21 protein-coding genes are annotated in these 22174 nt (G+C 35.9%); all 21 read left to right on the top strand.

The features are described 5' to 3' along the window. The 21 genes from JWR87_RS05225 (at position 1) to JWR87_RS05125 (ending at position 22147) form a co-directional block, all read left to right on the top strand. Positions 1-879: an ABC transporter permease gene (locus JWR87_RS05225; protein ID WP_297816432.1), complete on the top strand. Its 879-nt coding sequence runs from the start codon at positions 1-3 to the stop codon at positions 877-879. 51 nt (positions 880-930) lie between these two features. Beyond that, a complete protein-coding gene (locus tag JWR87_RS05220; protein WP_297816429.1) occupies positions 931-2181 on the top strand; it encodes a polysaccharide ABC transporter ATP-binding protein in 1251 nt (416 codons plus the stop codon). Positions 2182-2201: 20 nt separating this feature from the next. Continuing rightward, positions 2202-2969: a hypothetical protein gene (locus JWR87_RS05215; RefSeq protein ID WP_297816426.1), complete on the top strand. Its 768-nt coding sequence runs from the start codon at positions 2202-2204 to the stop codon at positions 2967-2969. Between the two features lie 5 nt (positions 2970-2974). Continuing rightward, on the top strand, positions 2975-3682 hold the full coding sequence (locus tag JWR87_RS05210) for a hypothetical protein (protein ID WP_297816423.1): 708 nt from the start codon (positions 2975-2977) through the stop codon (positions 3680-3682). 95 nt (positions 3683-3777) lie between these two features. After that, entirely contained in the window at positions 3778-4902 is a 1125-nt protein-coding gene (locus JWR87_RS05205) for a glycosyltransferase (protein WP_297816420.1), read from the top strand. Next, positions 4899-6110: a glycosyltransferase gene (locus tag JWR87_RS05200; protein WP_297816417.1), complete on the top strand. Its 1212-nt coding sequence runs from the start codon at positions 4899-4901 to the stop codon at positions 6108-6110. The genes JWR87_RS05205 and JWR87_RS05200 overlap by 4 nt, the downstream gene beginning before the upstream one ends. Positions 6111-6166: 56 nt before the next feature. Then, positions 6167-6955: a glycosyltransferase family 2 protein gene (locus tag JWR87_RS05195; RefSeq protein ID WP_297816415.1), complete on the top strand. Its 789-nt coding sequence runs from the start codon at positions 6167-6169 to the stop codon at positions 6953-6955. Between the two features lie 4 nt (positions 6956-6959). Next, the gene (locus tag JWR87_RS05190; RefSeq protein ID WP_297816412.1) at positions 6960-8147 is read left to right on the top strand and encodes a glycosyltransferase family 4 protein; all 1188 of its coding nucleotides are present in this window, start codon (positions 6960-6962) and stop codon (positions 8145-8147) included. Positions 8148-8281: 134 nt separating this feature from the next. Beyond that, the gene (locus tag JWR87_RS05185; RefSeq protein ID WP_297816408.1) at positions 8282-9157 is read left to right on the top strand and encodes a hypothetical protein; all 876 of its coding nucleotides are present in this window, start codon (positions 8282-8284) and stop codon (positions 9155-9157) included. Positions 9158-9263: 106 nt separating this feature from the next. Beyond that, on the top strand, positions 9264-10106 hold the full coding sequence (locus JWR87_RS05180; RefSeq protein WP_297816405.1) for a class I SAM-dependent methyltransferase: 843 nt from the start codon (positions 9264-9266) through the stop codon (positions 10104-10106). Between the two features lie 145 nt (positions 10107-10251). Continuing rightward, the gene (locus JWR87_RS05175; RefSeq protein ID WP_297816403.1) at positions 10252-11328 is read left to right on the top strand and encodes a glycosyltransferase family 1 protein; all 1077 of its coding nucleotides are present in this window, start codon (positions 10252-10254) and stop codon (positions 11326-11328) included. Positions 11329-11411: 83 nt separating this feature from the next. Further along, entirely contained in the window at positions 11412-12488 is a 1077-nt protein-coding gene (locus JWR87_RS05170) for a glycosyltransferase family 2 protein (RefSeq protein ID WP_297816400.1), read from the top strand. After that, the gene (locus JWR87_RS05165) at positions 12485-13426 is read left to right on the top strand and encodes a glycosyltransferase family 2 protein (protein ID WP_297816396.1); all 942 of its coding nucleotides are present in this window, start codon (positions 12485-12487) and stop codon (positions 13424-13426) included. The genes JWR87_RS05170 and JWR87_RS05165 overlap by 4 nt, the downstream gene beginning before the upstream one ends. Beyond that, positions 13423-14343, top strand: a complete 921-nt coding sequence (locus JWR87_RS05160) for an FkbM family methyltransferase (RefSeq protein WP_297816393.1) — start codon at positions 13423-13425, stop codon at positions 14341-14343. The genes JWR87_RS05165 and JWR87_RS05160 overlap by 4 nt, the downstream gene beginning before the upstream one ends. Further along, the gene (locus JWR87_RS05155; protein ID WP_297816390.1) at positions 14340-15377 is read left to right on the top strand and encodes a glycosyltransferase; all 1038 of its coding nucleotides are present in this window, start codon (positions 14340-14342) and stop codon (positions 15375-15377) included. Before JWR87_RS05160 ends, JWR87_RS05155 begins: the two co-directional genes overlap by 4 nt. Next, the gene (locus JWR87_RS05150) at positions 15377-16633 is read left to right on the top strand and encodes a glycosyltransferase family 4 protein (protein ID WP_297816387.1); all 1257 of its coding nucleotides are present in this window, start codon (positions 15377-15379) and stop codon (positions 16631-16633) included. The genes JWR87_RS05155 and JWR87_RS05150 overlap by 1 nt, the downstream gene beginning before the upstream one ends. A 22-nt stretch (positions 16634-16655) precedes the next feature. Next, the gene (locus JWR87_RS05145; RefSeq protein WP_297816384.1) at positions 16656-17492 is read left to right on the top strand and encodes a glycosyltransferase family 2 protein; all 837 of its coding nucleotides are present in this window, start codon (positions 16656-16658) and stop codon (positions 17490-17492) included. A 36-nt stretch (positions 17493-17528) separates the two neighbouring features. Then, positions 17529-18467, top strand: a complete 939-nt coding sequence (locus tag JWR87_RS05140) for a glycosyltransferase (RefSeq protein WP_297816381.1) — start codon at positions 17529-17531, stop codon at positions 18465-18467. Positions 18468-18540: 73 nt separating this feature from the next. After that, a complete protein-coding gene (locus tag JWR87_RS05135; RefSeq protein WP_297816376.1) occupies positions 18541-19902 on the top strand; it encodes a glycosyltransferase in 1362 nt (453 codons plus the stop codon). Beyond that, positions 19899-20924 (top strand): glycosyltransferase family 4 protein, encoded by a 1026-nt coding sequence (locus JWR87_RS05130; protein ID WP_297816374.1) that lies wholly within the window; start codon positions 19899-19901, stop codon positions 20922-20924. Before JWR87_RS05135 ends, JWR87_RS05130 begins: the two co-directional genes overlap by 4 nt. Next, positions 20921-22147 (top strand): glycosyltransferase, encoded by a 1227-nt coding sequence (locus JWR87_RS05125; protein ID WP_297816371.1) that lies wholly within the window; start codon positions 20921-20923, stop codon positions 22145-22147. Before JWR87_RS05130 ends, JWR87_RS05125 begins: the two co-directional genes overlap by 4 nt. Positions 22148-22174: the final 27 nt, after the last annotated feature.

Raw genomic sequence — 22174 nt, 5'->3', positions numbered from 1 at the left:
GTGACAAAATATAAAGGAAGTTCACAGGAAGCAGAAGATTCTCAATGGGATGTAATCATTGAACCGCAAGCCCACCTTTTTGATATTAAACTCAGAGATATTTGGCACTATAGAGATTTACTTTTGCTCTTTGTAAAACGTGACATCACCGCTCAATATAAACAAACTGTCCTTGGTCCTCTGTGGCATTTCATACAGCCTGTTTTTACTACTATCGTATTTGTAATGATCTTCGGAAAGATCGCCAATATTCCAACCGATGGTATTGAACCTGTTTTATTTTACATGAGCGGCATTACCATCTGGAATTATTTTTCAGCCTGCCTCAACGCCACCTCAGGAACGTTTGTCGCCAATGCCGGTATTTTTGGGAAAGTTTATTTTCCCCGGCTTGTTATTCCCCTAAGCACGGTCATGAGTAATATGATAAAGTTTGGGATACAGTTTTTGTTACTCATTATTGCGATCAGTTATTTTGGAATTAAAAATCACGATTTCTATTTTGGCTCTAGCTGGCTATTAATCCCTCTTTTGGTCTTAATGATGGCAGCTTTAGGACTAGGTGCGGGCATTATCATTTCATCGCTCACAACAAAATACAGAGACTTTACTGTGCTTATCGGTTTTGCAGTGCAGTTGTTAATGTATGCTACACCCGTTGCATACCCCTTGTCATATTTAAGCACGAAAAGTTTTATAAATGTTATCCGTTATAATCCGCTAACACCCATAGTTGAAGGCTTTCGTTATGCATTATTTCATAAAGGAAGTCTTGAACCAATTCATTTAATGTATAGTGGAGGCTTTATCGTTATCATATTATTTATCGGGCTATTAGTTTTCAGCAAGGTCGAAAGAACATTTATGGACACCGTATAGGCCGCCAGCAGTATTCCACTTCAATATCAAATTTATTTAAAATCCAATTTCTTGTCAACTGTTGTTAAAGTCGAAAATTTAAGTAAGCAATACCGCCTGGGACAGGTGGGTACGGGTTCGCTTGCACACGACGTAAACAGGTTTTGGCATCGGGTAAGAGGCAAAGAAGACCCTTATTTAAAGATTGGTGATGAAAACGACCGCACGGTTAAGGGCAAGAGCGATTATGTATGGGCCTTGAAAGATGTAAACTTCGAGGTTGAACAAGGTGAAGTGCTGGGTATTATAGGACGGAATGGAGCCGGAAAAAGTACCTTGTTGAAAATACTTAGTCGCACAACGACCCCAACAACAGGAAAAGTAAAACTAAAAGGACGTGTTGCTTCGTTGTTAGAAGTAGGAACAGGTTTTCATCCAGAGCTTAGCGGAAGAGAAAATATTTTTCTAAATGGTGCTATACTCGGAATGTCGAAGCATGAAATAAAAAGTAAGTTCGACGAGATAGTAGATTTCTCAGGAGTGGAGCGCTACATTGATACACCTGTAAAAAGATATAGCAGCGGAATGTATGTTAGGTTGGCTTTTGCAGTAGCGGCTAATTTAGAACCTGACATTTTAATTGTAGATGAGGTGCTTGCTGTTGGTGATGCAGAGTTTCAGAAAAAGTGCCTTGGAAAAATGAAGGATGTAAGCAGGGGAGAAGGCCGAACTATTTTATTTGTTAGTCATAATCTTGTCGCTATAAGAAGCCTTTGTAACAATTCTATATTGATGAACAAAGGGGCAATTGTAAAACAAGATACTACTGAAGAAGTACTAAAGTGGTATTTACAATCAGATAAAAAGAAGCGGTTTGGCAAAGGAGATGGGAACCACGCATGGTTTGACTCCGACATGTTCCTTTTAAAATCAATAGCTATTAATGAGGAAGTGGAATTTGGTTCAGCAATTAGTTTGCAAGTGGCTTTTGACTTAAAACTAAGCGAGGCGAAAGTTGATATCGCTTTTGCAATAACAAGATTTTATGATGAGTTAGAGATTGTGTCTTCTTATTTGTCAGATGACGAGAACTTTGTTCAAGAGACGAAAAGAGGTTCCTATTCTGTTAATATCGAATTAGCCAATTTTCTACTTTATCCAGGAGAATATCAAATAAATTTTGCTTTGCTAATTAACGACCAGGTTGAGTTTTATAAAGAAGAAGGATTATTATTTAATGTTGTTGAAAATAGTTTCTTTTATTCAGCTAAAATTAATACCCGCAAAGGATTGGTATTTAGTAAAGAACTATTGAAAAAATAAATGCCAGTTGGGTAATAGTTATGAAGTTATATGCTGACAAGCCGGGCGCATCTATTGAAATGGTGGTTGATGCGGAATTTCAGGAGCGGATGTTTGAGGTGATTAGAAAGGAAGATATTCAACTTGTGTTTGAATCAGGAACATATCTTGGCACAGGTTCAACAGCAACCATTGCAGACTTATTTATTAAAGCTAATAAAACTCCTAAAAGATTTATTACGGTAGAAGCCAATTACAATTATTTTGAAAAGGCGACGAAGAACCTGGCAAAATATAAATTTATTGAACCAGTTTTTGGAATTAGTGTAGATTATGTAGAAGCCGCAAACTTTTTGCTTAATGACGACATTTTTGATAACCTTGATAATTATAAAGAGGCATACATTGACCATTTAACAACGCCGAAGCATTTTTACCTGCAGGAAATTATGGTGGGCGTTTTCCAGGATAGAATAAACCTCAATAAGAAAAGCTGGTTAAAAAGAATTTTAAAAACAAATACTGTTCATCCTACGTTTAGAAATAATGTCTTTTCTGATTTTTCTAATTCAATAAACGGTACTTCTGCATTAATAATTTTAGACTCTGCAGCAGGCATAGGCTTTTATGAATTTACCCAGGTAGTCAAAGAAATGGGAAATAAAGAATACATCCTTGTTCTCGACGACATTCATCATTTAAAGCACTTTAGAAGTAAAGAGTTCATTAAGGCAAATAAAGACAAGTTTGAATTGGTTGGTTTAAACGAGGAATTAGGTTGGCTGATAGCGAAAAAGCAAAAAAGCTAATAAGTTTGTTTAAGAAAAAACCTGCAGAGGTAGGGCCTACTCTTATTTATCATCACCTTGGTCTTGGTGATCATATTATTATTTCAGGAGGATTAAAGTACCTGAAGAAAAAGGGGATGTTGGGGCAGGCCTTCTGCATTTGTAAGCACTCTTATTCCTCATCTATACAACAGTTATATTCCGATCTGGAAGGGTTTGAGATAGTTAGTATTAGTGATTGGAAAGGTGCAGAGACGCTGGCGGAACAATGGAAGGGTCAGAAAATGATTATCGGTTTCGATAAAATGATGGACTGGTATTATTTCGATAAAGACTTCTATCGTATTATGAACGTAGATTTTAAGGAAAGGTGGGAGTCTTTTACCATTAAAAGAGATGCCCATGCCGAAAGTATGCTGTTGAGTGATATTAATTTACCCGGTGACTTTGTTTTTGTGCATGATGATGCTGCCCGTGGTTTTAAAATAAATAGTCAACACGTAAGAGCTGGAGTGCCCGTTGTGAGACCTTTTATAACAAATAGTATTTTTGATTGGATAGCAGTTTTAGAAAGAGCGACTGAAATACATTGCATCTGTAGTTCATTTAAGCATTTAGTCGATTCTCTTCCCAACATAAAAGCAGATCTTTTTTACCATTATAGCTACGTCAATAACGGGGCTCCACGGGAGGATAGTATTACTACGTCAAAAAAAAAATGGCAGATTATATAATAAATAAAAAACGTGACGTTTAAATAGTCAAAAGGTGTTAAAGCATCCACGGTGTTCTATTTAAACTACGGTTTCTCTATATATAATATGCGATTATGACCAAAACTAACAGCCCTTGCTTTTCTATTATAATTGGTTTTCGAAATCGCGAAATATTCAGGATTAAATATGTACTGGAATCTTTGGGGGAACAAATCTTTAAAAATTTTGAGTTAATATTTGTTGATTATGGAAGTGAACCTCATATTCAAAAAGAGGCGCAGGATTTGGTTACGTCTTATGGCTTCGCTAAATATTTATATTCTGATACAAGGGGTTGGTTCTGGAACAGATCGCATGCATTGAATACTGGAATTAGAAAAGCTTCTGGCGACGTAATTATTATTTCAGATATTGATCTTATTTTTCCTGTTGACTTCTTAGAGAGTGTGCAGCAGCTATCTTTTGAAAACATATTTTATACTTTTAATTGTCACTATCTCTCTGCTGATACCGACTATTCAAACATTACAAAAAGTGATTTAGAAAAGTCGATAATTAACTATGTTGGATTATGCGCAATAGCTAAAACGGATCTGTTAGCGGTCAATTGTTTTGACGAGTATTATTTAAATTGGGGTGGTGAAGACGATGATCTGTATGTGAGGTTAGAAAATAACGGATGTCAAAAGCAGCAAATGAAAGTTGACAAATTTCCTGTTTTGCATCAATGGCACGAGCGGCAATCTCCGGCATATCCGACTCCCTGGTACCTTGATATGATCACCTACCTTTATTCTATAGTGCCAGAGAAGAAGGCCGAAAAAAGGCAATACGGTTTGTTGGTTGAAACGTCGCAAAGGGTTGTTCTAGATAGAATGAACGAATTGGATTGTTTTAAAAAGTTAGAATTATTTCCGAATCCTTTATTTCAATTCAACCTTTTTTTAAATGAGTTTTTTAAAATGGAACCAGGCGGGTTAGGCCGGTTCGATTTTCCTATCGAACGGCCATTACCAAAGGGGCGGAAGCAGAAATTGGTGGAGAGGATAAATAATCAGCTTTCGAAGTTTCGCTTTCCTTATCTCCTGCAGAAGCAGGTATCGATTATCCCTGTACATAGCAGGCAAGCCTGGTTCGATTTTGTTCAATATTTTATCGGTAAAAATCGGGCACTGGTGAATGATTATTATTTAGTGAACACCGATAACACACTAGCTCTTCTCTTTCAGAAAAAGTGATCATAAAAAAAATTCAACATAAAATCAGAACAGTTGCAACCGATTTGGAGGTAAGCATTTTAAAGCAAAGAGCACATCATCACGGATATGATCTAAAACCTAAAGAGCCTGTTAAGGAATCGGATATAGTTATTGAAAATTTTTTTAAAACCAATTTTAGCAAAAACGCACTAATTTCTTATATAGTTTATCCTTTTATTGATAGAGTTAAAAATTATCACTCCAATAACCAGGAGTGCTTTGTTATTGCAGAAATCCTTCACGAATTAGAGTTTAATGTTGACGTTATTCATTGGGATAATATAGCTTATGTTCCGAACAAAGATTATAGCCTTGTAATAGATAATCACAACAACCTTGAAAGACTGTTACCGTATCTAACTAAAAATACTACGAAGATTTTTCATGCTACGAACGCTAATTGGCTATACCAAAATTGGGTAGAGTTCGGACGTTATTACGATTTTTTTTTACAGAAGGGAATATCCATTGCACCTCCACGCATCATGACTCCTGGCAATAGCGCTCAATACAGTGATTTTATCACAATCTTTGGTAATGAATTTACAAAGAGTACATATGGTGCACATAGCAAGAAAGCCTATCAACTACCAATGTCTGTCACTACATCTCCGGAGATTAATAGTGAAAAAGATTTTTCCTCAGCCAGGACGAAATTTGTTTGGTTAAATAGTCACGGAGCGCTGCTGAAAGGATTAGATGTTGTAATTGAGGCCTTTACAATGTTACCTCATCTCGAATTGTACATACTCGGAGATTTAGAAAGAGATGCTACGTTCAGAGATACAATGAGTACACAACTGTCACAAGCATCAAACATAAAGATCGCTGGTTGGGTAGATGTTGAAGGAGATGTGTTTAAAAAAATAACTTCCGAATGCGCCTGGGTGTTGAGTACCTCATTTTCTGAAGGTGGAGGTGGCAGTACTTTAAATTGTATGGCTAAGGGCCTCATACCGGTTATATCAAGAACGGTTAGCTTAACGTTGCCGGAAAATACTGGCTTTTATCTTGAGAATAATAATGCAGGAGAATTAGCCGATTTACTATGTATGATTAGTTCCTTGGACGAATGTCAGTTAAAAAAGATGTCTTTTAATTCATATGAATTTGTTTCAACTAATCATACTGTCGGGAATTTTAAAACCAAATACAAAGAATTTCTAATGGAAGTTGTGGCTGCTTAATAAGCACTAAAAAAAGTTGTGGGCATATTTGTTTGAAGTTGCCAATAATTAGGACAATGTTACAGGAATTGCCAAAAATATCAGTTATAACCGTTTGTTTAAATGCAGAGAAGGTTATAGGAAAAACGATTAAAAGTGTATTAGGGCAAAGCTATTCAAACCTCGAATACATTGTAATTGATGGGGGATCGGCTGATGAAACAAAAGAAATCGTAAGAACATTTGGAGGAAAGATCAATTGCTTTGTCAGTGAGAAGGACAGCGGTATTTATGATGCTATGAATAAGGGAATAAGAAATGCGACCGGAGATTTACTCATTTTTCTGAATGCTGGCGATTACTATATTTCTTCTAATGTTCTTAGTTATGCAATTAGTAAAATGAGGCTGAATCGAGCTGATGTTTTTTTTGCACGTTTCATCTGGGAAGATATTTCAAGGCACGATATTGTTTTATCAGATCATGCTTCAACTCAGTTTGATTGGGATTTAAAGCGTTCGAATTTTCCTCACCCTGCTACATTTTATAAACGGACCATTTTTGACAGAATTGGAGACTTTAATGTAACTTATAAAATCCTTGGCGACTATGAATGGAATACAAAGGCGTTGATAAAGCATCGAATTGCTTTTCAATATATTAATATCATTATTGCTTTCTTCTCAACAGATGGAATGTCTAATGACAATAGGAACAAAAAATTGATCGAGGCTGAAACAAATAAAATAGCGAATCAATATTTTCAACCTTTGTGGTTGTTCGACTTTTTACTTAAATATTCTCACTCTAATTTTTCTAAAAAACTAATAGCAAAAGTCTTTTCAAAAAGGCTTAACAGGATCTAGTGACATGAGGAAATTGAATATTTGTATTGTTAATCCTAATCGAAATGCTTACTCCGAAACTTTTATTCGAAATCATATAAAACATCTTCCCGGCAATATACTTTTCCTGTATGGTGGTTGGTTTCCCGCTTATGATAAAAACGATCAGCGTATTGCTGATGAATATATCAATAGAAGTTTTACTTCGAAAGCAACAGTCTTTTTATGCAAGTTATTACCTGCATTTATTGCAAATAAAATTCCTTCAAGTATAAAAGGCTACCCATACGATGAAGAATTAAATGACCAATCATTTCGTTTCATCCTCAGAAAAAATAAGATTGACATTGTGCTTGCTGAATTTATGTATAAAGGAGTTCTGATAAAAGATGCTTGTGCAGATCTGAAAATTCCGTTTGTAGTACATACCCACGGAGGAGCTGACATCCTTAATAAGAACAACCTGAACCTTTATTCAGACTCAATTCCTGATCTGTTCCTTAAGGCAACACGTATTGTTTCGGTAGATAGTTTCTCTTCTTCAACATTATTGGAGTTAGGTTTAAAAAAAGAAAAACTAACTGAAATAGGATTGGGTGTAGACCTGACATTGTTTAAAAAAACAACACCTTCCTCCAATGCGCCTGTTTTTTTAGCCTTAGGAAGGCTGGTAAACATGAAGGCTCCGTATCTTACAATTCTTGCATTTTCATCTGTTTTAAAAGATCATTCAGAAGCAAAATTAATTATTGCAGGAAATGGAAGTCTATTTGATTGTTGCTTCCAGATAGTTAAAGCTTTGAAAATAGAAAAGAGTGTAATATTTCCCGGAGTACTAGCTCCTGAGGAAGTTTCAAAATATATGCAGCAAAGCAGGGCATTTGTTCAGCATTCAATACATACAACTGATGGAGATTCTGAAGGTTTGCCTGTAGCTATCCTGGAAGCTATGGCAACGGGGCTGCCGGTTATCAGCACATATCATAATGGAATAGCGGACACCATAACAAATGAAGTGGATGGATTGCTCGTTGAAGAAAATGATATTGATGCGATGGCTGCTTGTATGATCAGGTTAATCGAACAGCCAGACTATGCTGACCATTTAGGTGCAAAGGCAAGAGAAAAGATTGAAACTGATTTTGAGATGTCTCACGTAATCGGCAATTTATCTTCTATTATTCAAGATGCTGTGGAAAGTTATAAAAATTAATAGTAGATAGAATTAGAAAAAGCAAGCGTTAAACCGCCACTTGAATTATTAAAGTTTATCGTGGCCCTACTACTAACATGTTTACCACTCCTATTTTATTTGTCATTTTCAACAGACCAGATACTACAAAGCAGGTGTTTGAAAAGATCAGGCAGCAAAGACCATCAACCTTATTTGTTGCATCAGACGGAGCGAGAGAATCTAGACCTGAAGAGGCTGCTGTTTGTGAAGAATGCAGGAACATTGTGTTAAATGGAATAGATTGGCCATGCGAGGTAAAAACATTATTTAGGTCAGAAAACTTGGGCTGCGGAAAAGCTGTATCTTCTGCTATTAGCTGGTTTTTTGACAATGTTGAAGAAGGAATTATACTGGAAGATGATGTGGTGCCGACGAGAAGTTTTTTTTCGTTCTGTCGGAAGATGCTTTCGAAATTTAGGGACGATACAGGCATTATGCATGTTAGTGGAAACAATTTTCAGTTAAGTAGAATAGGTTCAGATTCTTATTATTTATCAAAAATACCTCATTGCTGGGGCTGGGCGACCTGGAGGCGCGCTTGGCAGAAATTTGATTTTGAATTAAAACTTTTTAAAGAAGACCAAAAACCTGCATATTTTGATTATCCAACAATTGATAATTATTGGCACAACATATTCAAATTAACTAAAAATCAATTATACCGTCATGTGTGGGATTATCAGTGGGTATTTGCTCTTTTCAATAACAACGCATTATCAATTGCACCACAATATAACTTAGTTTCTAATGTTGGATTTGGCACCCATTCTACAAATACCCATAATGATACAGACTACCTGGCAAATCTTAAAAGTTACGAGGTGAATTTCGAGATCAAAGAAGACGGGATGAACTATAATCCCGGTGTTGATATTAATTTCCAAAAATTATTTAGATGGGAGATGATAGAGGAGCCCCCTATAAATATTTCAGGGAAGGTTGCATTAAGAATATTGATTTCGAAGTTAAAACAGAAACTTCTCCGGTGAACGGGACTAGTAAAACAGTATCGTGGAAAAGGTGGCTCAAGCCGTAGAAGTGCTCACTGTCTAAAGAGGACGTTAAGGTTGCAACTGATTAAATGATTTTAGAGAAATGAATTGTAAAATATGTAACAGAGGTAGTAAAGAGATTTTTGAAGCTACTATTTTAAACAAATACAGCGTCAAGTACTACCAATGCAACAATTGTCATTTTGTACAAACAGAAGAACCGCACTGGCTTTCCGAAGCTTATGATAATGCAATTGCTTCAACTGATGTCGGGCTGGTTTACAGGAACATATCTTTCTCAAACATCGCCGAAAAGTTAATTAAACTCGTTTTTGATTATAAAGGCATCTTTCTAGATTATGCAGGGGGTTACGGGCTGTTTGTGAGGTTAATGCGAGATAAAGGTTTTAACTTTTACAGGCAAGACATTTATTGCCAAAATATTTTTGCTCATAATGTGGATATAGAAGACTTACAAACAAAACCAAAGTTTGAATTGGTTACAGCTTTTGAAGTCTTTGAACACCTGACAGATCCGATGACAGACGTTGAAAGCATTTTAAAGTATTCAGGATCAGTTTTATTTTCCACCCAATTACTACCTGGCAATGCTTTAAGCTCAATAAGTGATTGGTGGTATTTTGCTCCTGAAAGTGGTCAGCATATTTCATTCTACTCACAGAAATCATTGGAAATAATGGCTCAGCGTTTTGGCTACCATTTTTTTACAAACGGGACTACTCTGCATTTGTTTACTAAGAAAAAATTAGGTGCGAGCCCATTTATAGAAATTGAAGAAATTCAGAAAAGTAAAGGGCGGCCGTTATTGAATTTTTTAAAGAAAATTGTAAGTAGGCTGGAAATAAATACAGTTAGACCTGTTGAATTAGAAAGTCTTCTGCAACAGGATTTTTTAGCAGCCAAAAAAAAGATATCAGGGCTTTGATCAATTATCATCTGTTAGAACAGCCTTATTTTGCTTTGCAGTAATGAAAGTCTTATACGATCATCAAATATTTGAGACACAAAAAATCGGAGGTATTTCGAGGTATTTTGTAGAACTGGTTAAATGTTTTCAGCAAACCAAAAAAGTGCAATGGCAGGTTTCAGTAAAATATAGTGAGAACAATTATTTAGGAAAGTGGGCAGGCTTTCAACAAACACTACTTCCATTAACTGGTAGAAAACGTAGTTATGAAAAAGGAAACCGGCTTATTGGGAAAGTGTATAAAGAATATAAGAAATTGTTCAGGCAACGACAAACTTCTTATGAGCAGCTAAATAAAGAAGATACTATCGCTTTATTAAAATCTGGCGAATTTGATGTTTTTCATCCTACTTATTATGATGATTATTTTCTTGATTATTTAGGCAATAAGCCATTCGTGTTAACAGTTCATGACCTAATTATTCAAATATTTCCTGAGTATTTTTTAGGTTATACATTTGTTGACAAAACAAAAAAAATCTTAGATAGAGCTGATCATCTTATTGCGATTTCTGAACAGACAAAAAAAGATTTAATAGATTTTTTTGGGATTGAGGAAAATAAAATAACGGTTATTTATCATGGGTGTTCATTAAAGAGATTTTCAGATAAAATTGGAGGCGCATGTAAACTATCTCTGCCGGATGAATATGTTTTATATGTAGGAAACAGAGGCGTGTATAAAAATTTTTATTTTGCCATACAAGCTATCGCAGGACTATTAAGGAACAGACCAGGTCTTTATCTAGTATGTACCGGCGACTTACTTAATGATCATGAAATACGATATCTTGATAAACTTGGAATTAGAAGTAAAATAAAGCAGGTATTTGCTGATGAAACTGAGTTGCCTTACTTATATACCAATGCTGCTGCATTGATTTATCCAACATTGTATGAAGGGTTTGGTCTCCCCATTTTAGAAGCCTTTTCTTGCGGATGCCCGGTAGTTTGCAGTAGAAGTAGCTCATTAACCGAAGTTGGCGGTGATGCAGTTGTATATTTTAATCCCAAAAGCAATATTGATATTTTACAGTCTGTTGAAGCAATTCTTGATAATAAGACCCTTCGAAATTCCAATATTGAGCGGGGGTATCAACAGTTAAAAAAGTTCACCTGGCTACAATCAGCAGCTTTAACAGAAGAAGTTTATCAGAAAGTTTTACGGATTGATAATTGACTTTTTTAGGTTCTTTTATGTTCAATCATTTTCGTATCGGGTGGTTTGCTAATAATTGCTTTACGTGCTACTAAATAAAAGAAATGTCAACATTTAGCATGATTAGTGATATTCCTTGTAAAACTAATTTAAATTGGCCCTGGTCAATAAATGACAAAGACATTCAAACTTTTGACTCTTCTATCGCCTGGCCAAAAATCTCCATTGTAACTCCATCTTTTAACCAGGGGAAATTTATTGAAGAAACTATTCGTTCTGTAATTTTTCAGAACTATCCTAATCTTGAATATATCATCATTGATGGAGGTAGCACCGATAACACGTTGTCTATTATCAAGAAGTACGAAAGTTATATAACGTATTGGGTGAGCGAGCCTGACAGAGGTCAAAGTCATGCTATAAATAAGGGTATAGAAAAATGCACAGGGGAGATTTTCAACTGGTTAAATAGTGATGACTGGTATTTGCCCAACACTTTTTTTAATGTCGTTGCGGCCTTTATCAAAGATCCTTCCATTCAGGTTGTCTCGGGTTATGAACACCATATACACGTAGACGGAACAGTTGTAGAGGATAAAGGAACTTTCCTTGAAAAAACTCTTGAAAAAACTATCGAATGCTGCCAGGTAACACAACCATCTACTTTCTTTAGGGCCGAAGTAATAAAAAAGGTGGGCTTAATACCCGAGGACATCCATTATATAATGGATGGTGAAATGTGGGTTCGCTTTCTATTGTTGTATGGACAAAATAGTGTCTATAAACATCATATGCCTTTGGCTTATTTTAGACTGCACGAAAACTCTAAAACAGTTAGTAATGGCCTAATAAATAATTTCTTATTTGAAAGGAGTAGTATAATTAATGATTTGCAACGTTTTATTGAAGTGCCTGTTAAGATAAGAGATTACTGGATATCCAATGTTTACAAAACTTCGACATTTTATTCTTTAAACAGGAGTTGGCAAATCAATAATGAGGTTATAACGACGAAGAAATTAAGGTCTTATTTCGTTAGAAAATATATTAATCTGCAGTTTCAACAAGATAATTTAGAAGACGCATATTGGGGTTTAAAGCAATTAGTAAAAAGCTTCACACTTAATTTTTTTGTAGTTAAAGGGTTTATTAAGTTGTTGGTTAAAGCAATTTTGAAATGAACAGAAAGCCTCTGGTTACCGTAATTATTCCGTGTTACAATGTTTCTAATTATGTCTTGAAAGCAATAAACTCAATGTTACATCAAACATACCAGAACCTTGAGGTTTTAGTTATTAATGACGGGTCAACAGATGATACTTTGACACAAATAAAAACATTAGTTGACAAAAGGATTCGAGTAATTGATTTTGAAAAAAACACGAAAAAAATAGGAGCTGTAAACATTGTTTTAGGGCAGGTGAAAGGAGATCTAATTACTTTTCAGGACGCCGATGACTGGTCTGAATCTGATCGTATCGAAGAGCAGGTGAATGAGTTTTTAAAAAGTTCAAAGATTGGGATCTGTTTTACCAACTACCGCTTTGTAGGAAAAACTACTTCTACCCCCAAACGAATAGCTCTTACCAGTAGTGAATTAAAGGATGAGTTCTTGAAATTCGGTAGAAAGGAGAATAAAGACTTTGACGCAACTAACTGCCCATCGATGATGATTACTGCTGAAGTGCTTAGGAAAACAAGAGGATATCATCCGTATTTCGCGGGTCGTGTTGCTGAAGACATTCATTGGATCTATCGAATACTGAAAGAATTCGAGGGAGTAACAATTAATAAAGTGCTTTACAACTATTCGATAAGAGAAGGTTCATTTACCCAAAACCAACTTGGTGGTAAAAATGCAAAGTATGCTTACTCATGGCAATTACTTTCTAAAATAATTTATAAAGATGTTTATGAGAACATAGATGTTCTTGCTGAAAAAAAAGAAGATTTAATAAGTCTTGAACTAGAGGCTTGCGAAGAAGCATTGGTTGAACAAATACGTCTTAAAAATGAAATAGAAAAAGTTTACCGGGATAGCACGAGTTATCGAATAGGGAAAAGAGTAGTAGGAGCACTTACCGTGCTTAAAGGAATAAAAAGATCACTGATCAGATGAGGAGAACTGACGATTTGAAAAAGAAATTCATTTCTTTAGCCAGCTATATCAACCGAAGTCTTCGTTATGGTAATTCTACAAATAAGCTATTTCAGTTTCTCGTAATTAGAACCAGGTATTATTTAAAGCAATATTTAAACAAGAACCTTGAAACGATAAACACAATTGGAACCGTTAAAATAAAAATAAAGCACGCAGGGCTTATGGAACTGCGAACAAGTGATTACGTGGACCGGTGGTTGTACACAGGAGCAGACTTTGAACCGCATGTCGTCTCGTTATTTCTAACCTACCTGTCGCCAACCAACAACGTGATTGACATAGGTGCTAATATTGGTTATTTTTCTCTTATAGCTGCAAAACTGATTGGTCCAATCGGTAAAGTTTATTCGTTTGAACCTTCGCCCCTAACCTGCAAAAAGCTTAGGAGGAATATTGAGCTAAATGGCCTCAGAAACATTGATGTTGTCCAAAAAGCAGCATTTAATAAAGTGGGTGTTGAAGTTTTCAGAATACCGTCAGATGAGGTTAGAAACAGCGGTCGTTCATCATTTAGGGAAATAGAAGAAAATAGCCTGCAAATAGACGTAGATACTATTACCCTTGACTCCATCTTACCTGCGCTCAGTACTATTCATCTAATAAAAATGGATATTGAAGGAGCAGAAGCAATGGCATTGGAAGGGATGGTTGATTTAATAAAGAGAGATCATCCCTTTTTTATTATGGAGTTATCTGATAAGTATTTGAGGCAGTTGGGTTCTTCCGGGAAGTTTGTGATAGATTTTTTCAGAAGATATGATTACAAGATTTATTTAGCTAATGAGGGGTTGAAAGAGATCGATGACAAAACAAGGCTTGATGAGGATCAATACGATATTTTTTGCGTGCCTCGTTCAAAAGCAATAATCAAGTGAGCATAAAGGTTGCAATACTTACAAGGCCGGATTTTAGAAGCCCAAGAATATTAGCTGAAGCATTAAAACACCAGGTAGCAGAAGCTGGATCAGAGGCAAAAGTGTTTTATGATATAGAAGTTTTAGGGCGCCTAAACTCTTACAGCGAAACAGGGAGAGTAAGTAAGTTTCACTTTTGGCTACGGAAAAAAATAGTCAACTATTTTAAGGACAAAAGATTAATCAGAGATCTGAAAAGGTTTGATGCAGTTGTAATAAGCGAATGTTGTCCGAACGGCTTTTGGAAGAGGCTTTATAATGTAGAGAAGCTAAAGAAAATACTTAAGGTTCCTGTGTTGTTTTATGAAGTCTATTACCTTGGTAACGCACCTAGTCAGATTAAGAAATTACAGCAGGCAAATGAACCTTTGATCGAGCGATATGACTGGCACCTTGCCGTTTCTGCAACGACAGAAATTCGAGGAACACCAGGAAAAGGTTGGAGTTGTATTGGTTTGGATCTATCTTTTTCGGGGTTAAAACCTATTGCTAAAAATAAATTTATTGCCTTGGTTGATTTTGTTCAGCCTGGTTTCGAGAAATACAGAGAGGAGCAGCTAAGCGTTCTTTCAGAGCTTGGAATCGAAGTAGTTGTTTTAGAAGGTTCCTATTCTTTAACTGAGATAAGGAAAGTCTACCACAACGCTTGTATTTTCTTTATTCAAACCTTTGAAGCTTTTGGCCTTCCAATAGCTGAGTGCCTTGCTTGTGGCGTACAAATTTTTACAGCAAGTTCAGCATGGCCTATGAGCTGGCGATTAGATGCTAATCCGCAAGTGCATTCAGAAAGTAATTTGCCTGAAATTTTTACTGTTTATAACTCAAGGGAAGATTTAAAAAACAAAATCATTCAAACTAAAAAAGATTATGTTTTGAGTGAAACTCCTTTTAAAGTGTTCAATTCCTTCATACAGCATTACCCGCATTTCTATTACGGCAATGTTAGAGAAGTGAAAGATGTTCTGCAAAGAATCGAACAAAGGCGCTTCAATTAATGGCTAGGATATTAACCATAATTCCTTATAAGTTTTATCCTCCAACGAGTGGCGGGGCTTTAAGATGCTTTTATATACTGAGAGAAATGGCAAGGCAACATGAAGTTTCTGTTTTAACTGTTCAACCTATCGGGGACTTTGAAAAGGAAACAGAAGTAGAATTTCCTGCTAATGTCGAAGTCATTAATATTTTTCAATACAAAAAATTTACCTCGATTTTTAATCGTGCTTCCAACCGTGTAGGTGATGCAATAAATTACCGGTTTTTAAAACGCTCTTTATTTTCAGAAACAAATAGTTTTCTTCTCGAGATTTATTCCACTTTAAAACATACACTTAATCAAAAGAATTTTGATGTTGTATATTATGAAAATCTCGAAGTTCTGGGTCTTTTACAGCCAATCGTCAAAAGGCAAAGTCCTTCATCTATTCATTTGTATGATGCTCATAATTGTGATTCCGATTTGTGGATGAAGCAGGCAATCAATGAAAACAAGAAAGTGCTTTTAAAGTATGCACGAAAGGCGCTTGTTACCGAACGGTTTTTGTATAAAAAAGTAGATGCTTTTTTTTGCTGTAGCACACAAGACAATACCATGCTGACCACTTTAAACAAAAACAGGATAAAAGGAGCTGTTATACCGAATGGAGTAAATACTGCATCAAGGCCGTTTGATAGCAACGAGGAAAAATACTTAAACCAGGAATTGATCTTTTGTGGGAGCCTTGATTATTTTCCTAACATAGAAGCTTTGAAATGGTTTTATGATGAAGTATTTCCTTCTGTTAAAAGCGTTCTTCCTGCTGTTTCTTTAACTGTTGTAGGCAGTTTAACTCAGCCGCAGAAGTATGATTTTTTTAAAAATGATCCATCTGTAAATTTAATTGGGGAGGTTGACACCGTAGTGCCTTACTACAAAAAAGCGGCTGTTTCTATTGTGCCTTTAAAAACGGGAAGTGGAACAAGGCTTAAGATTTTGGAGGCGATGAGCATGGGTACTCCGGTAGTTTCAACAGCAATTGGAGCTGAAGGAATTGATTTTACAAAAGAAAAACACATGCTAATAGCTGATAATGCAAGTGAATTTGCAAAGCAGGTTGTATCTCTTTTTAACAATAATAGAAAGTACAATTTTCTTAGAAGAGAGGCATTAGAACTGGTGAAATTGAAATATGATTGGAAGGAAATAGGAGTTGAAATAAATAAGAATCTCGAAAGCCTTTTAGGCAATAAGAATGGTAAGTCAGCTTTTTGAAAAACCCTTGGTAAGTGTATTAATGACTGCATACAACCGTGAAAGTTTTATTGCTGAAGCAATAGAAAGTGTTCTTAGTTCAACTTACGATAACTGGGAGTTGATCATTGTTGATGATGGTTCAGTTGATCGTACTGTTTCAATAGCCAAAGAATTCGAGAAGAAGGATGACAGAATAAAGGTTTATGTAAATGAGAAAAACCTCGGCGATTATCCAAACAGAAATAAAGCCGCGGGTTATGCAAAAGGCAAATATCTTAAGTACCTGGACTCGGACGATAAAATTTTTGAAGATGGATTAGAATACTGCGTTACAGAAATGGAAAAGTTTCCCAATGCATCGCTTGGCCTGGTTACATTTAAGAAAATGGAGTTAGGTGAATCTGTTGCAGTATCATCGAAACAAGTTATTAAAGATCATTTTTTCAGGGAGCCGTCTTTGGGCATCGGACCTACCGGAAGCATAATCCGACGAAAATATTTTGAACTAAATAATGGATTTGATACCAGGTTTAAAGTGGCATCAGACAACTATTTTAATATACAGATGGCGATGTTAGGGGACATTGTTTTTTTGCCCTATCAGTTCTTTTATTATCGCGAACATGATGGACAAGAAATAAACAACTCTACCAGCTACCTTGTGCATAATTTTTTGTACAGTAAAGAACTTTTTAATAATAGCAACTTGCCTTTGGCTAATCAAGAGGTGTCTTTTTTAAAAAGAAAACTACAAAAAAGGCATTCAATTAACCTGATGAGATTTTTACTTAAAACAAAAAGCATTAAAGATGTCACTTCGGTAATGCGCAGTACCAATTATTCATATCTAAATTTTTTGAGAGGTTTTTTTTATTAAAGAATCTTTTATAAAAAAGACGGTTCAAAAGGCAAAATGAGTTTTATTGATCGGCCATTGGTTTCTATCGGGGTTCCTTATTACAACTCGCAGAACTACATTTTTGATACTTTGGAAAGTATTAAAAATCAAACTTATGAAAACATTGAATTATTGCTAATAAATGATTGTTCTCCTGACAACAGCCAGGCAATTGTCGATAATTGGTTAGACGTTTATCGTAATCGTTTTGCTAATGTTGTTCAAATAGTTAATCCGGCTAATCGAGGACTGGCATATTCTTGTAAAGAGTTGGAAAAGGTAGCTAAAGGTATCTTCTTTAGTAAGCTTGATTCTGATGATATTATCCTGCCTGGTAAAATAGCAAAACAAGTTAATTTCCTACTTGCTCATCCTAACATTGCACTGGTTTATTCAAACACAATGCTTATTGATGAGAAAGGAAATTTGTTGTCAGAAGACTATTTTGCTAAGCAAAATTTTTCTACTGTTGTCAATAAAATGGGGCCGTCTGGGTCTGTTTTTCACCAATTATTAATTGAAGACTTTATACCAAACCCTTCCGTTTTAATTAGGAAAAGCATTTTAGACTCAGCAGGAGGTTATGATGAAACTTTATTTAATGAAGATTGGGATTTGTGGCTTAGAATTGCAAAAACTCATCCTGTCGGTTTTATGGAAGGCTTTTACTCGCAATATAGAATCCATTCAGAGTCCATGATGAGAAAAAGTTCCTCTTTGGTAAAAGTGTATGCTTCATCAATAAAAGCGTTGTTGAAACACGCACACATTTCAAAAGAGTTTGACAAAGTAATAGCAAAGCATTTATTTACTTACACTATTGGGATGTACCGATTTGGAATAATAGACAGGAGGCTTCTCAAAATAAATCTACACTTCAATAAGAACATTAAGTCACTCATATATTACTTGATGGCTTTGTTAAATATTAAAATAAATCAAAAGAGTGCTTGAAAAATAGCTGATAACGTTTAATTGCAATCACTAGAGATCCAATTACCTTTTATAAAAGTCCTGCTGAATTAGTTTGAAAATTGCTTTTGTATTGAAATATTTTCTTCCGGAAGTAACTGGTGGTACTGAAGTGTATGCGGCAGCCCTGTGCCATGAGTTAATCAAACTTAATATTGATGTTCTTATCATTAAGCCGTCAGTAGCTATCAGTGATTTTAATCAATATTATTACCAAAACATAAGGGTAGTAGAATATCCTGAGTCTGCTACAATAGATAAGGAGTTACAAACAGGAAGAAGGACACCTGCTGGTTTGGGCTTTTTTAAAAAGCTGCTGTTATCCGAAAAACCTGACATCGTTCATTTCCATGAATTAACCGGAAGTAACGGGATAACAATAGAGCATATAAGAAGAACAAAAGAATTAGGCATTCCTGTTTTCATGACTTTGCATTTAATTGGATACGCTTGCCAGACTGGAATGCTGAAATTTAAAGACAACAAATACTGTAACGGAGTTGTAGAGACTTATAAATGCGCTGTTTGCACGCTGTACAAAAAAGGGTTTGGCTATGGTTCTGCTGAAGTGCTTTCTTCAATTGGACAATGGTTACAAAACAATAATATTAAACCCTCAGTACTGCCAGCAAAATTTTCCGGAGCACTGTCTTACCCTTTATACACACAGAACCACCTGGAAATATTAAAGTATATTTTCTCTGAAAGTGAAAAGGTGTTCGTGTTGAGTAAATGGTTTAAAGAACTTCTTTTAGCTAATAAGCTTCCGAAAGATAAAATGGTTTTGTTGTCAAAAGCATTACCAGGTGAAGTGGTTTATCATAAAAAACAATTCAAAGAGAGGAAGGTAAATGAGGTAATAAAGCTTGTTTACGTGGGAAGAGTTAGCAGAATAAAAGGTTTGCATACTTTATTAGAGTCCCTAAAAAACATTCAAACCAGTAGTTGGTCATTAGATATTTACGGGCAGGTTACGGAAGAGGATTATTATGCTGAGTGTGGTAAAATGATTCAAGAGATCAATGGCACGGTCAATTGGAAGGGAATAGTTCAACCAGCGAATGTGGTTAAGACACTTCAACAATATGACGTGCTGGTGTTTCCGACAATAGTACAGGAAATGGTTGGCTTAGTTGTTCAGGAGGCTTTCGCTGCAGGGATACCTGTGATAGGTTCAGATGCAAAAGGCATTGCAGAACAGGTGACCGATAGGGTAGATGGATTGCTGTTTAAAGCAGGAGATGTTCAGTCTTTAAAAAAAATATTAAATGAAGTGGTTTCAAATGTTTCTTTGTTGCCTCAACTTGCCGCCAATATTAAAACTCCCCGTTTATTTAACGAGGTTGCCGAAGAAGCATTAAAGGTTTACGCATCTGTTTTTGAAGCTAAAAGCCAGGTGCCGGCTCCTGTTAAATGAAGATCTTGATTATTATGGATCCCGGCATTCTTGTTCCTCCTAAAGGCTATGGAGGGCATGAACGATTGGTGGCTTTATTTGCCGGCGAATATTGCAGACTGGGGCATGAGGTACATCTCCTTGTGACTTCCGGCTCTTATATTAATGGTTGTACCATGCATGCCTTTGGCAAAGAAGGGTTTCCTCCTAAAAAATCTGATGCCTTAAAGGCTATACCATCAGCATGGCTTTTTTTATTAAAACATCGAAATAAGTTTGATTTTATACACAACTTCGGAAGGCTTGTCTACTTATTACCGGTACTAAACAATACGGTGAGAAAGATCATGACCTATGGCAGGGAGATTAGTAACAGGAACATTCAATACATAAACAAGCTTCCTAATAGAAATATAACATTTACCGGATGCAGTGATAACCTTGTTTCAAGAGGTAGTGTTGCGGGCAAATGGAGGACAGTTTATAATGCGATTGATTTTAGTAAGTACCAACTAAAGGATACCGTAAGAGAGGATGCTCCATTGATTTTTTTAGGAAGAATTGAAAGAGTAAAAGGTTGTCATACTGCCATAGCTGTTGCAAAGGCCACCAATAATCAGTTAATTATTGCCGGTAACATTTCTCCTCTGAAAGACGAGCAGGAATATTTCAGGCAGGAGATAGCACCTCATATCGATAGTAAGCAAATAGTTTATATAGGGCAAGTGAACGATGCGCAGAAAAATGAATACCTGGGCCAAAGTAAAGCCTTGCTTTTCACCATTGAGTGGAATGAACCGTTTGGGATTGTAATGATCGAATCAATGGCATGCGGAACACCAGTTATTGCTTTTAACAGGGGATCTGTTTCTGAAGTAGTGGATGAAGGTATTTCAGGATACAAGGTCAATTCGATAGAAGATATGAAAAAGGCAGTGCAAAGAGTTGATATCATCAACAGAAGAAAATGCAGGGAACAAGCTGAAAAAAGGTTTGATGTAAAAGTAATTGCGGGTGAGTATTTAAATTTATTTGATAATTGAAAACTGTTGTGCTTATTACAACAGGACAGCCATCCGTAAATCCCAGAGTAGTTAAAGAAGCCGATGCTCTACACACAGCAGGGTACAAGGTGATTGTCTTGTATTGCTTTTGGATAAGATGGGCAAGCGAAGCGGATAAGAAATTGCTGAAAAATGTTTCGTGGAGCCACCAGTTAGTAGGTGGAAGTCCGACAAAAAATAAAGCGCTTTATTACTTCACTAAGGCCAGATTCAAGTTAAATAGTGCTGTGAACAAAAAGGGACATAACAACCTTTTAATTGCAGAAAGATCACAGGCAAGGTGTTACGACGAATTACTACAAGTTGCTAAATCAATAAAAGCAAGCTTATATGTGGGTCATAATTTGGGCGCTTTATCTGTTGCAGCTAAGGCTGCTGAGCATAATAAAGCCGCGTCAGGTTTTGATTTCGAAGATTACCACAGGGAGGAAAATGATGCTGAAAGAAATGCTTTAAAAAAGAGGATAGTTTACCTGGAAGAAAAATACCTTCCTGATTGCAACTACATAAGTACATCCAGTCCTTTAATTACCGCAAGAGTTAAACATAATTTCCCAACGTTTAGGGGCCCTGTCTTTTCGCTTCTAAATTGTTTTCCTTTATCTCACATCTCAAAAAAAGAAATTGAATATAAAACAGATGAAACCTTACAACTCTTTTGGTTTAGCCAAACCGTAGGTAGAAACAGGGGACTGGAAGCAGTGGTTGCTGCATTAGCGCAATTAAATAATCCGGCAATACACCTAACACTTGCAGGAAGAGTGGATGAAGGTTTTGCAAGGTTTATTGATGAAGCTGCTGGAAAAATTAAGGAACGAATTCATCTTCCTGGTATCATTCAACCTAATGACCTTCCTGCTTTTGCAGCACGTTTTGATGTTGGGCTGGCTACTGAAAAAGCTACTCCTTTAAACAGAAATATTTGCCTTACCAACAAAATATTTACTTATTTGCTTGCCGGCGATTGCATCTTGGCTTCTGATACAGACGCTCAAAAAGAGTTTCTCTATTCGTATAAACAGGTAGGGCTTTTATACAAGAACGAGGATATAAAAGACCTGGCGCAAAAGATAGACTTCTTATTTAAGGATAGAAGTTTTTTAAACAATTGTAAGGAAAGTTCTTTTGCACTCGCGCTTAAAGAATTAAACTGGGAAAACGAGTCTAAGAAGTTGCTGCGTCAGGTATCATCGCTATTTTAAATCATGAATGCGTTTGCAATTCAACAA

Source organism: Segetibacter sp. (genome assembly GCF_025963695.1).
GTDB lineage: Bacteria > Bacteroidota > Bacteroidia > Chitinophagales > Chitinophagaceae > Segetibacter.
The sequence above is the reverse complement of the archived record's forward strand: the minus strand, read 5'-3'. Positions and strand labels throughout refer to the sequence as shown.